A 12,946-nucleotide genomic window follows, 5' to 3' on the forward strand; every position below is an offset into this window, starting at 1 on the left:
CCGTGTTGATTTCCGCTTCGCTTAAAACCATTTCGCAGTCTGTGGCCGCCGCTGTGCTGCTGGGGCTGCTGCTCGCCTCGCCGGCCCAGGCCCAGCGCAAGGGTCGCACTACATCGTCCACCAACGCCGACGGTAGCCTGGCCACTACGGCCGGCACGGCTGCACAATCGGCCCGCCTGCAGCCCCTGTTTGGAGGCCTCACGCCCGCGCAGGCCACCCAGCTCATCGGCGAAACCCAACTCAAAGCCATTGCCGCCAGCTTTGCCTCGGCTGCCGAAGCCAGCGCGTTCTTCACCACCAAGGGCTACGAGTACCTGGGCGAAAACCAGCCCGACACCGCCGCCTACCGTTTCAACCTGGCGTGGCTGCTCGACCCCAAAAACGCCGAAGCCTACCGCGGCCTGGGCATTGTGTCCAGCAACCGCGCCGCCTCCGATGCCGCCATAGAACTGCTGGCCAAGGGCTACGCGCTGGCTCCGGGCAGCGCGCTGCTCATGGGCGACCTGGGCGCGAGCTACCTCATTCGCTACGGCAAAACCAAAAAGAAAAAAGACCTGAGCGCCGGCATGGAGCTGCTGCAGCGCGCCACCACCACCGAGCCCGCCAATGCTGTGGCGTGGCAGCAGCTGGCCCGCGGCCTCTACTACCAGGAAAAATACGCCGAAGCCTGGGACGCCGTGCACAAGGGCCAGTCCATGAACGTCAGCAGCCTCGATTTTGACCTCATCAGCGACCTCAAAGACAAGCTGGCCGACCCCAAGGGCATCTTCAAATAAAATTTCGGGTCATCTTATTTTCAGCGGTTTGCTCGTTGTCGGCCGTATAAATGATTTTGTTCACTCTAACTGGATAGTATGCGGTTTCGCGCGTTAATTTTTGGAATTGTAGCCGCTGGAATTTTCAGCAGCCATTCTGCTTTGGCCCAGTACCACTACAAGGTTCGGCACTACGACAGCCAGGGCCGCCCCTATTACCGGGGACCTCTGCACCTAACCTTGGCCGGTGGCACGGCGCTCTACGACGGCGATTTGGGCAACAGCCCGAGTAATAATTTCTTTGGGGCCGCCGTGAGCGTGGGCGTGCTCCAGCGCCTGACGCCCCATTTCCACATCGGCAGCGAGCTTTCCTACGCCTACTTGGGCGCCCGCGACCAAGCCAAGGAGCGCGGTCTGGCCTTCGCCAGCAACAACGGCATGGGCACCTTATTCTTCCGCTACGACTTGTTTCGCGACGAATCCATTTACGCCAGCTCTTTGGCGGAGGCCCCCACTTTCCAGCTGTATGTGCAAGCCGGCGCGGGCCTGCTGCTCTACAATCCCAGAGCATACAACGGCACTGAGCGCCCAACTGCCAACACCACATATCTGAACCCCGAGCGCAACGACTACCCCGCGCTGGCTGGGGTGCTGCCAGTGGGTGGCGGCTTCAGCGTGCGCGTGCTGGACCGGCTGCGCGCCGGCCTTGAGGCCAACTACTACTTCACAAGCACTGACCAGTTGGACGATGCCAACACCCGCCTGGGCGGAGCTTCCCTGAATAAAGACGGTTTCGCAACCGTAATGCTGAAGCTGGATTATTCCCTGCGGTAAAGACTTGGTAAATCAGGCACAACGAAAGCCCCGCCAGCATTGCTGACGGGCCTTTCGCATTTACATCCTCGCCAACGCAGAACAAAAAAAGGGCCGCTGACTAAGTCAGCGGCCCTTTTCAGGTCCTTACATCTGGGAAGCCTATTGCTTCACCAGACGCTGGTGGAACGTTTTCTGGCCGTCGCTCACGGTCAGGGTGTACATGCCCCGGGCCAGGCTCGACACGTTCAGCGTACCGTTGCTGAAGGTGGTGGTCGATACGCGGGCGCCGCGCAGGTCGGTTACGGTTACCATCGTGGCTTCGGCGTTGCCGGGTAGCACAATGCGTACCGCATCCGTAGCGGGGTTGGGGTACACTTCCAGAGTGCGGGCCGCCTCGTTGCCAATAAGCGATGCGTTGCCGGTCAGTCCGTTGATGGTACCGCCAGAGACACCGGCGATGGCCGCGCCGCCAGTGATGTTGACGGTGTAGTCCTCGGTTTCGCCGTAGTTGTAGCTGTTACAGCTGGTGGTAGCCGAAGCGTCGCTCATCACCAAGCGCATCCGGGTATTGCCGGTTTTGGCCGTGGTGGGCACTGTGAAAGTGGCCGCCAGGGTGGCCGCGCTAGCCGACGAGCCCGACACGACCAGCTCGCCAGCGTCGGTGAAGACGCCGTTCTGGTTGTAGTCGATGTACACCTCCCAGTATTCCGTGTAGGCCGTGCCAGCATAGCCGGCCGAGAAGTTGATGGTTTGCGACGTGCCGGCGCCGATGCTCGGGGCGGCCAGGGCCGTGCCATTGTAGTAGCCGGCGTCGGCGGCCGAGGTGCGGGCCAAGGTGCCCAGCTTCACGTAATCAATCCACTCGTAGGCTACGCTGGTGCCCTTGCTGGCGCAGTAAACAATGGCCGCGGGGGGAGTATACTTGGCGCCCACGCCTACGGCGGCCCAGGCGTTGGTCACCGATTGCTCGGCGGCAGAGCCGGCGCCGAACAAGTCCTTGGCCGCCGTGATGCTGGCGGTGCGGGCGCTAGCGTAGGTAGCCGACGAGGTCAGGTACACACTCTCGGTGCGATAGGCAATTTTAGCTGCGTTGGTGATACCCAGGCCAGCCACCGAGTAGGCCACGCCTTTCTCGTCGGTGCCGGTTTTACCGGCCGAAACCAGGTAGAACCAGTAGTTGAGTACGCCCGAGTTGGTGTGCACGCCGCCGTTGTCGCCGGTGCCGGTGTACCACTTCAGGCCCTTGTAGTAAGCGGGCTGGTTCAAGGAGTTGGGGTCGCTCATGGAGCGCAGCGCCACTTGCACCTTGTCGATTTCCTCGCCGATGAGCCAGGTCGATTTGGCTTTCACGCCGCTCGATACCGCGCCGAGCGAGGCCACCGAATACGCTTCCACGGCCGCACCCCAGATGTCGGAGAAGCCTTCGTTCATGGCGCCCGACTCGTTTGAGTACACCAGGCCAGCGGTTTTTTCGCACACCGCGTGACCAATTTCGTGGGCCACTACGTCCATCGACGTCAGCGGGCGGAACCGGGTGGCACCATCGCCGTACGTCATTACCGTACCGTTCCAGAAGGCGTTTTCGTAGCCCACGCCGTCGCCGGGGGTATCGTCGAAGTGAACGTAGCTTTTAATTTTGGCGCCGGCGTTATCGTAGCTGTTGCGGGCGTGCACGTTCTTCCAGTAGTCGTAGGTGGCCTGGGCACCGAAGTGGGCGTCGCCGGCTACGTTGTCGAAGTTGGCGTTGTTGTACTCGGCGGCTGTCCAGTTGTTGTCGGCGTCGATGAAGTCGACCGCAGCGGTGTAGCTGTTGCCCTTTTTGGCGTTGTAGGTTTCAATGCCCAGGCCGCGGGTAGTGCCTTCGCGCAAACTGTAGCCGCCGGTGGCAGTGCTGTTGGCAAGGGAGCGCGAGCCGCTGTAAGCGGTAGCGAACGTGCCGGTAGCCGCGGCGTGCTTGATGATGTCGTCCTTCAGCACCACTTCGCCCGAGCGGGCGTCCACGTAAATGTTGGCGCGGCTAATGGGCTGTGACGCGTACACGTTGAACTTCCAGGCCAGCACCATCGGGCCGTTTTCGCCGCGGCGGGTGTCGCGCACTATCACCAACTCGCCTTTGGGGGCGTAGGTGGCTTTTGCGTTATTTTCCTGGCGCTTCAGGCCGGCTTCCTCAGCAGCGTTCTGCCACATGTACTTGCGGGCGCCTACACTGGCCAAGGCCTGGGCCAGGGCAGCGGCTTCGTTGAGCGAAGGCGTGGTATTAAGAGCTGTAATTTTCTCAAAATCGCCGCTGATGCTTTCTACTGCGCCGCCTTTGGCGTGCACGCTGTAACTGGCGTGCTCCACCTTTACGCCTTTGTAGTACTGCGAAAACTTTTGATGGGTGAAACCCAACTGGTCGGCCTCGGTACGAACCGAGAGCATCTGGTCTTCGGTCGTGAGGCCAAGCTCCTGGCGCAACACCACGGCTGCGTCGGCGGCTTTATAGCTGGCCTTACCGGCGGCGTTGAACACCACCATCTCAGGCTGGTTGTCAGGCCCGATAATCTTATTTTGGATGCGCATGGCATCCTGAGCCTGGGCGGTGGTAGATGCCAAGGTGCCGAGCATTAGCAATGCGGCAGCAGAGTACTGTTTTCTCATGTATCAACATTATTATGAGTGAGGGTTACGCATTGTGCAAATTTTCATTTTTTCGCACCAATACCTTCGCAACATAAGCATTTTTACTATGAATAATGATTTTTATTAAAAAAAATGCAGATAAGCCCGAATTATATTAAATAGAAGGATATTTAATTGTACTATAACAAATTGAAATATTTATTTGGCGTGAAATAAAAACGAGCCGATTTTTGCTAAAGAAATGAGCTTGATATTGACTATATTTTGCAAGGTCCTGTTTCTTCTCATATTTCAATTTTTGTTAACGCACCTGCTCTCTTTGGTAGCGCTAGATTTTGGTGCCGCGAACGGTAGGCGGTGATGGCTTGTCACGCGGTGGTTTTCGCTGGAGCATTGGGCCGTCAGCCACCAATAAAAAACCCCTGCCACGGCTTGGCAGGGGTCTTCTTGTAATTGAACTTTCGGGCGTAGCGCTGCCTGTGCGGCAACCTCAACGGCCCTGTGGTAGCTCCTTAGGGCTTTTTGGCCGTCAGATAGTCGGCGGCCAAGGTCGCCAGGGTTTTAACGCCGAGCGTCAGGCCGCTTTCGTCGATGCGGAAGCCGGCGGTGTGGTGGTCGGCGGCGGTGGCGGGGTCCTGCCCTTTTTTCATGCCGCCCACAAAGAGAAACACACCGGGCACCTTTTCCTGGTAGTAAGAAAAGTCCTCAGCCCCCGTCACGGCCTTGATTTCGCGCACGTGGCCCGCGCCGGCCACGCTTTGCAGGGTGGGCAGCATTCGGGCCATGAGGGCGGGGTTGTTGCTGGTTACGGGCACGTAGGGCTCAATGGTGACCTCGGCGGTGGCGCCGGCACTCTCGGCAATGTTGGTGGCAATGCGCTTGATAGATGCCCAGATTTGCTTTTGCACTTCGGTATCCAGGGCGCGTATGGTGCCGCTCATTTCCACATCGGGTGGGATGACGTTGTAGCGCACCCCGGCGTTTATGGTGCCCACGGTGACCACGGCCGCGTTATCAATCAGCTTTACCTGGCGGCTCACTATGGTTTGCAGGCCCAGAATAATCTGAGCGGCCGTTACCACGGGGTCCACGCTGTTCCAAGGGTATGCACCGTGCGAGCCCTTGCCGCTCACCTTGATAGTGAACCGGTCCGAGGACGCCATGACGCCACCGGAGCGGTAGGTCAGGTTGCCCACCTCGGTCTGGGCATTAATGTGAACGCCGAATACGGCGTCCACCTTGGGCTTGTCCAGCACTCCTTCCTTCACCATGAGCTTGGCGCCGCCCTCCACGCCGGGCAGGGAGCCTTCTTCGGCGGGCTGGAAAATAAATTTCACGGTGCCGGGCAGGTCTTTTTTTACCTGGCTCAGCACTTCGGCAGCGCCCATGAGCATGGCCACGTGGGTGTCGTGCCCGCAGGCATGCATCACGCCCACGGGCTGGCCCAGGTAAGTGGCCGTTGCTTTGGAAGCAAAGGGCAGGTCGTTGGCTTCGGTGATGGGCAGGCCGTCCATGTCGGCGCGCAGGGCCACCACGGGGCCAGGCTTGCCCCCGCGCAAAATGCCCACCACGCCGGTGCGGGCCACGCCGGTCTGCACTTCCAGGCCCAGCTTTTTGAGGTGCGCGGCAATGATGCCGGCGGTGCGGGTTTCCTCGTTGCCCAGCTCAGGGTGCTCGTGCAGGTCGCGCCGCCAGGCGATGACCTTGCTTTCTTCCTGCGTGGCCAGCTGCGCAATGCGGGCGGCAAGGGCTGGGTTTTGGGCCTGGGCGGCCAGGCCAGCAGACTGGAGCAAAACACCGGCAAATAGAATGATACCAAAGCGCATAGGACAAGTGTGAGTTAGTGACATCAATGGGACGACGCGGGCTTCAGCGACAGACAATGTTACGCCACAGACCGGGACTCCCGGGCTACTGTTCGGGCGCCGGCGTATTTTTACGGCGGCTTACGTGGTCACCTTCTCTCCCCTTATTCTATCCGATGGCTTCGTTTCTGGAATCCGTTGAGTTGCCCTCGGCTCAGGCAGCACCGCTGGCCAGCCAGCCGCCGGGCAAGTCCTGGCCCGTGGCCTGGGCCCAGCCGGGCTTCCGCGCGCGCCTGATGCTGGTGCTGGGGCTGCTGGTGGGCTTGTTGGCCGTGGTGCCACACTTCTACCAGTTCATTCAGTCGCGCCCGGGCCAGCTCCTGCCCGACCCGTTGCTGGGGCGGCTACCCGTGCACGACGTATCGGCAGTCACCTTCACGCTGATGTACGGCAGCATTGTGGCCGCGCTGGTGTTTCTGCTGCCCCGGCCGCTGCTGCTAGTGCGGGTGTTGTGGGCGTATCTATTGCTGCAATTGCTCCGCATGCTCACGCTGTGGCTGCTACCCCTGGACCCGCCCGCCGCTCTGGTCATGCTGCACGACCCGGTGGTGGACCGCCTCTTTGGAACAACTACCCAACCCGTGGTGCGCGACCTGTTCTTTTCGGGCCACACCGCCACCATGGCCCTGCTGGCCTTGGCGGTGCGGGGCCGCTACTGGCGCGTCGCCCTAGCGCTGGCCACCATGGCCGTGGGCACGCTGGTACTGGTGCAGCGCGTGCACTACTCCTATGATGTGCTGGCCGCGCCACTCTTTGCGTGGCTGGCTTATTACCTGGCCGGGTGGTGGGCTTGCCACGCCCCCAAACACAAACAGCCCCGCCGGATAGGCGAGGCTGTTTGATAACTATAACTACTGCGAAGGTTATTTTTTGGCGCGGGCAGCGCGTAGCCGCTTCAGGCCATACGCGCCACCGGCCGCCAACAGCAGCGAGACCCCACCGTCGATGGGCACCGGCGTGGGGTTGGGAGGCGTACCGGGCACGGGACCACCCGAGCCCGGCTGAGCCAGGGCGGCACCCGCCGTGAACAGTACACAAGCCACAGCGCCGTAGAATGCGTGTACAAGAGACGATTTATTCATTGTGGAGTCGTTGAAATAAGAGTTGAAATTACTAAGTATTTGGTATACAACCGGGGCCGGCATTTCCAGCCCCGGTTGTGTTATCCAGCATTCGCTATTCAATCACCACGCGCTTCACTACCGGGGCCGGGCCACCGATCAGGCGTAGCGAGTACACGCCGGGGGCCAGCCCCGAAACATCAAACTGAGCCGAAGCGCCCGCAGCGGTAACCGACAGGGTGCGCTGGGTAACCAGCTGCCCAATTTGGTTGTAGAGGCGCGCCGTCACGGGCACACGGCCCAGCTCGGCGGGCAGCAGCAGCGTGAAGCTGCTGTGAGCCGGGTTCGGGAACAGCTGCACCTGGTTGGCAAGGGCCGCGGCCGTGTTGGCCAAAGGAGCCGCCGACGGACCGAAGCGCAGGCTGAAACGGCCGGGCATGGTCAGGGCCTGCGCCTTGAAGGTGTAGGTGGGCTGCTCGGCCAGATTTATCCGGGCACCGGTCTCGGTATCGAGCAGGTACACCAGGGTGCCGGCGCCAAAATTCAGCAGGTCCACGGCGTTGAGCGTGTAGCTGCCCGTGGCGGGCACGGTCAGGTTGAGGGGCACCGTCACGGTACCCACTAGCATCGGCAGGCCATTCACCGACAACTCGTCGCTGGCAATGATGCTGCTTAGGTTCAGACCAGACGAGTTGGTGAGCTTGTAGGCGTCAAAACGGGCATCGAACGTAGGCGTAGCGCCCTGCTCGAAGTACACGTAAGCCTCGTCGATGAGCGGGCTGCTGTTTTGCAGGCGCAGCTTCACCAGGGGACGGGTCTCGGAAGTGCCACGGTTGAAGCTCGGAGCTGCTGCGAAGGTGGTAACCCGCGCCGCGTTGTTAAGCGCGAAGCTACCCGTGGTTTGGCCGGCACTCACCCGGGCAAAGAAGCCCTGCATGGACGATACCAGCGGGTTGCCCACACCGTTCACGTAGCTGCGGTACTGCCCCACGTACTGGCCAGTGCTCTGGTACACGTACACGGCGTCGTCCACGTTGGTGCGCGTCACGCCAGCCGTCTGGCTGAAGTCGAGCGGCGATGGGTACGGGTTGCCCAGGAACTGCCAGCCACTCTGCGGCTGCGAGCCACGGGTGAGGTTGCTGCGGCTAATGGGGCCGTTGTTGAGCGTACCATTCAAATCCACTACCTGATTAGCACCAATGTTCACCGTGTAGCCGGTCAGCAGGCCCATAGGGTCCGAAGCCAAAGGAACCACAAAGCCCTGGTCGAAGGCGGCTACCGAATTGGCGGCGCTCACCACGCGGTTCTGGTTGTAGCCAAATACCGTGGGGAAAGGCGTCACGTTGTTCGGCTCTGCTGCCGTGTTGTAGGCCTGGTTGAATACCGGCGTGAAGCCTGGGGTAGCCAGGTCGGCCAGGGTGGTATTGCTCACGGGCGAGCTGTAGTGGCGATAGCCCAACCCGGCATTAAAGGCGGGGTCGATGGCACGCTGCATCACGGCCGGGCCGGTTACGGCACCGTTGGTGTTCACTACCAGAGCCGTGCCGGCTGTGGGCGTCGAGAGCAACGTGAGCAGCTGCGCGCTGCTCGTGGTCAGGTTGCCGTTGGTCAGGGCCAGGGTCTGCACAATGCGGACACCGCCGTTGTTCAGGGTCAGGCCGGCGGCGTTGTTCACCGTGAGGCTGCGCACCTGGGCGGGCAGGCCCGCGCCGCTGGTCTGGGCATCCAGGCCGTTGTACTCGTAGTTGGCATCGGCGGCAAAGCTGCGCGAGCCAGCCAGCTGAATGGCACCCGTTGCGCCCGAAGCCGAAATGCCGTCGGAGTTGCAAATGCTTAGCGTGGCGCCGGCCTGCAGCACAAAGCTACCGGGACCGGTGATGGGCAGGCAGTTAGTAGCCAGCACGCCGCGCGTGCTCAGCGTGCCGCCCGTTTGCACGGTTAGGATGCCGTTTACCACAATAGGGCCGTTAAACGAGGCGTTGCCGGTGCGGGTGATGGTCACGTTGTTGTACGTGCCAGCTTCCACGGGCATGGCCGTGCTCACTATCAGGTCAGGAATTACCACTACGTTGGTAGGGCCGCTGGCCGAACCAGTGCCGCTCCACGGCGTCTGCACGTAAGGAAATTCGGCGCGGAACGTGGTGTCGTTCACTTCCACACCGGAGGTGAACTGCAATTCGGCCACCAGTTTGGGCGTCACACCCGACGTGCTGCCAGGCATGAAGTCGTCAAAGTACAAGCCGACAGCAGCCAGCACCAAGCCGCCCACAGCCTTCAGCTCAATCTGGTCCACAGCGTCTTCCAGGCGGCGTCCGTTAGGGAAGCCGTCCATGTTAGGAATATTCTGCAGGCTGGCATCGCCGTTAAAGCGTGGGTCGGTCAGACCCAGCACGGCGGCTTGCAGCAGCCCCTGGTTGCTGAAGTCTTTCGAGTCGCGGGGCGTGGTGGGCACGGCCATGTTCAGGCGCAACATGTCACCACCGGGATTGGACCGGCCGGAGGCCGTCAGCGGCAGGAAGTTGTTGATGAACGGCTTGCCAGCCGACAGCGGGTTTACTGCGGCGTTGCCCGTCGAAAGCGGCGTTTTGCCGGTAGCCAGCTGGTAAGGCGGCAGGTTGGGCACACCGGTGTGGAAAATGGGCTTGATGTCGGCCGAGCGGGGCTTGCCGGGCACCAGCAGATAGGGCCCGAACAAGGTGGGGTCGAAAGCCGTCCCGGTAACCAGCGAACTGCCTGCCAGGCCCGATAGGCCATTGGCCTGGTTGCGGAAGTCGAATCCGTCCGGCCCGATGACAGGCTGGCCAGCCAGCGACTTGGTTTGCATCCGCAGCGCGTTGAGGGCGGGTACGGCTTCGCCAAAGAAGGTCTGGCCGGCGGTTTTAGGCGCGGCCGGGGCTACCGGCGCGTTGTCGGCCGTGTACAGGCCCAGCTCGGGGTTCGAGAGGTAGTCGTCGGTGATGGCGGCCTCGTTGTAAGGCGTCACCGCGTTCCAGGCGTCCTTGCTGCCAATGGGGTTAATCACCTCGTTGGTAAGGGGCATGCCCAGGCGCGATACCTGTACCCAGGCGCCACTGGCCCCATTGCCGGAAGCGGCGCTGAAGGTTTGCATGGCTGGCCGGCTGGCCGAAGCCCACACCCCAATCACGTAGTTGGGGTCGAGGATGTTGGCAGCAGCCGTCACCGGCTGGTTGGTTTTCTGCAGCGTCTGAATCGGAATGCTCAGTACGATGGAGTGCGTGTTTTTGCGTGAGAGGCCATCGGTGGCACTGCCCGGCCGCAGGCCCGCCAGGTCGAATATGGCGCCCAGGTCGGCGAAGAACGGGTCGTCGGAGGGCGCGCACAGGATTTTCTCGCCGCCGCCGCCGGTTGCCATTGTAATGGCGTTGGTGCGCAGCGTCTCGTAGGGCTCGGTCAAGCCTAGGCCCGCGCCGCCGTTGATGGAGCGCGGCCCGATGTTGTTCGGGGGAACCACGCCAGACGCCACAATATTGCCCACGCTCACCCCGTCCACCAGCTTCTCGCAGACGTAAGTGGTTTTCAGGTTTTGCTTACCCAGGCGGATGTTAAAAAACGTGCTGGGGTCCTCGTTGGTGCGCGTGAACGTGAAGCGGTAGGTGATGTCGTCGACATTGGTGCTGCCGTCGTTTTTCACGTGCACCTCGTAGCGCACGTTCTCCCCAAAAGTGGAGTAGTTGGGGCCGCCGTGGGGCAGCTCAAACGGAATGTAGTTGGCGATGATAACCACGCGACTGGCGTCTTTGGGGTCGCGGAAAGCGTAGAGGTCGGTGTTGTCGGCCACCGGGTCGTCGGCAATGAGCGGAGCTTCGCGGTGGCTACTGGCCTCCAGGGGCGTGTGCTGCACCTGGCCCCATAGGGCAAGGCCAACAGCGGCCGTGGCTGCCACGGCGGGCAGCATCACGAGTTTACGTAAACGTATAAAAGTCATTATCTTCGAACGAGTCTAGTTGATGAGGAAATGAGTTAGCGCTTGACGGCGAAACCTTCCCACGGCGAGGCCAGGAACGGGAAAGTGGAGCTGAAGGGCAGGTCGTTTTTCTCAACGCCAGTGGCGAAGTTGAGCACGCCCTTCAGGCGCGGCGTCACGGGCGAGGGGCTCGTGGGCGTGTAGTCGTCGTACCACAGGCCGATGGCCGCCAGGGCGGCGCCGCTCACGGCCTGCAACTCAATTTTCACCACGTCGTCTTCCAGACGGCGCCCGTTGGGGAAGCCGTCCATGTTCGGAATGTTCTGCACGGCCGTAGAGCCGTTGAAGCGCGAGTCGGTGAGGCCCAGCACAGCCGCGGCCAGCAGGCCCTGGTTGCTGAAGTCGGGCGAATTGCGCGGGGTAGCGGGCACGGCCATATTCAGGCGCAGCATGTCGCCGCCGGGGTTCGAGCCACTCAGAGGCAGGAAGTTGTTCACAAAGGGCTTGCCGGCAGCCAGGGGGTTGCCGCCTTTGCCGGTGGCCAGCTGATACGGCCGCAGGTTGGGTACGCCAGTATGGAAAATAGGCTTGATGTCGACCGAGCGGGGCTTGCCGGGCACCAGCAGGTAGCCGCCAAACGCACCGGGCGCCAGGGCAGTGCCTTCTACGGCGCTGCTGCCAGCCAGGCCCGAGAGGCCGGCCGCGCCGTTGCGGAAGTCAAAGCCCGAAGGGGGCAGGCCTGGCTGGCCGGCCAGCGATTTGGTTTGAATGCGCAGCGCCGACAGCGCCGGCACGGCTTCGCCGAAGTAGGTTTGGCCGGCGGGCTTGGGCGCTTCGGGTGCTACCGGCACGTTGTTGGCCATGTACAGGCCCAGCTCGGGATTCGAGAGGTAGTCGTCGGTGATAGCAGCCTCGGCATAAGGCGTGGTGCGGTTCCAGGCGTCCTTGCTGCCGATGGGGTTAATCACCTCGTTGGTAAGGGGCATGCCCAGGCGCGACACCTGCACGTAAGTGGCGTTGTCAGTGGTGGCGCCGCCGGTGGCGCTTAGGGTGCGCAGGGTGGGGCGGCTGGCCGAGGCCCACACGCCAATCACGTAGTTACCGTCGAGGATGCCGCCGGCGGCGGGCAGGCCCTGGCCGGTTTTCTGCACCGTGGAAATGGGAATGCTCAGGGCAATGGACTGCACGTTGAACTGGCTCAAGCCATCGCGCGCACCCTTATTCACGCGGAAGCCCGCCAAATCGAAGGTCGCGCCCAGGTCCACAAAGAAGGGGTCGTCGGAAGAACCGCAGAATACCTGCTCGTTGCCACCGCCAGTGGCGTTCGTCACGGCATTTTGGCGCAGTTGAGCGTAAGGCAAGCCCTGGTTGAGGCCGGCACCGCCGTTGATGGAGCGCGGCCCGATGTTGTAGGGGGGCACCACGCCGTTGGTCACGATGTTGCCAACGCTGACACCCTTCACCAGCTTCTCGAGGTTGTAAGTGGTTTTCTGGTTTTGCTTACCCAGGCGAATGTTGAAGAACGTGCTGGGGTCCTCGTTGGTGCGCGTGAACGTGAAACGGTAGGTGACGTCGTCACCGGGCGATGAGCCGTCGTTCTTCACGTGGATTTCATACCGAATGTTCTCGCCAAACGTGTAGTAGTTCGGGCCGCCCTGGGGCAACTGAAACGGTACATAGTTGGCAATGAGCACCACCCGGTTGGGGTCGTTCGGCGACACGAAGGCGTACACGTCGGTGTTGTCGGCCAGGGGGTCGTCAGCAATGAGCGGGGCTTCGCGGTGGCTACTGGCCTCCAGGGGCGTGTGGCGGGTGGCGCTCCAGACCGAGAGCGTCGTGACCGCACAGACCCCGAACACCCATTGCAGGGGCTTGCTTAAAAGGTTTTTCATGAGGTTAAAC

General features: G+C 61.8%; 8 protein-coding genes. 3 read left to right on the forward strand and 5 right to left on the reverse strand.

Annotation, left to right across the window (positions count from 1 at the left end; all coding sequences use genetic code 11):
* Window positions 1-2 precede the first annotated feature (2 nt).
* Window positions 3-776 (forward strand): tetratricopeptide repeat protein, encoded by a 774-nt coding sequence (locus BEN48_RS06630; protein ID WP_125932509.1) that lies wholly within the window; start codon window positions 3-5, stop codon window positions 774-776.
* Window positions 777-917: 141 nt separating this feature from the next.
* Complete coding sequence (locus tag BEN48_RS06635) at window positions 918-1,589, forward strand: hypothetical protein (RefSeq protein WP_125932510.1); 672 nt, start codon at window positions 918-920, stop codon at window positions 1,587-1,589.
* A gap of 141 nt (window positions 1,590-1,730) precedes the next feature.
* Here the strand turns inward: BEN48_RS06635 and BEN48_RS06640 are convergent, their stop codons facing one another.
* Together BEN48_RS06640 and BEN48_RS06645 are read right to left on the reverse strand one after the other, a co-directional pair.
* The gene (locus tag BEN48_RS06640; protein ID WP_206599830.1) at window positions 1,731-4,166 is read right to left on the reverse strand and encodes a M4 family metallopeptidase; all 2,436 of its coding nucleotides are present in this window, start codon (window positions 4,164-4,166) and stop codon (window positions 1,731-1,733) included.
* A gap of 539 nt (window positions 4,167-4,705) precedes the next feature.
* On the reverse strand, window positions 4,706-6,019 hold the full coding sequence (locus tag BEN48_RS06645; RefSeq protein ID WP_070733825.1) for an amidohydrolase: 1,314 nt from the start codon (window positions 6,017-6,019) through the stop codon (window positions 4,706-4,708).
* Between the two features lie 155 nt (window positions 6,020-6,174).
* Here BEN48_RS06645 and BEN48_RS06650 point away from each other — a divergent pair, with 155 nt between their 5' ends.
* Window positions 6,175-6,900, forward strand: coding sequence for a phosphatase PAP2-related protein (locus tag BEN48_RS06650; RefSeq protein WP_070733826.1), 726 nt, complete (start codon window positions 6,175-6,177; stop codon window positions 6,898-6,900).
* Window positions 6,901-6,921: 21 nt separating this feature from the next.
* Here BEN48_RS06650 and BEN48_RS06655 read toward each other — a convergent pair whose 3' ends face one another.
* The 3 genes from BEN48_RS06655 to BEN48_RS06665 all read right to left on the reverse strand — a co-directional run bounded on the left by BEN48_RS06655 (window position 6,922) and on the right by BEN48_RS06665 (window position 12,936).
* Entirely contained in the window at window positions 6,922-7,140 is a 219-nt protein-coding gene (locus BEN48_RS06655; RefSeq protein WP_070733827.1) for a PID-CTERM protein-sorting domain-containing protein, read from the reverse strand.
* Window positions 7,141-7,234: 94 nt separating this feature from the next.
* The gene (locus BEN48_RS06660) at window positions 7,235-11,035 is read right to left on the reverse strand and encodes a DUF4331 family protein (protein WP_070733828.1); all 3,801 of its coding nucleotides are present in this window, start codon (window positions 11,033-11,035) and stop codon (window positions 7,235-7,237) included.
* A 65-nt stretch (window positions 11,036-11,100) separates the two neighbouring features.
* Window positions 11,101-12,936, reverse strand: coding sequence for a DUF4331 domain-containing protein (locus tag BEN48_RS06665; protein ID WP_083320832.1), 1,836 nt, complete (start codon window positions 12,934-12,936; stop codon window positions 11,101-11,103).
* Between the last annotated feature and the right edge of the window lie 10 nt (window positions 12,937-12,946).

Source organism: Hymenobacter glacialis, assembly GCF_001816165.1.
GTDB classification, from domain to species: Bacteria; Bacteroidota; Bacteroidia; order Cytophagales; family Hymenobacteraceae; genus Hymenobacter; species Hymenobacter glacialis.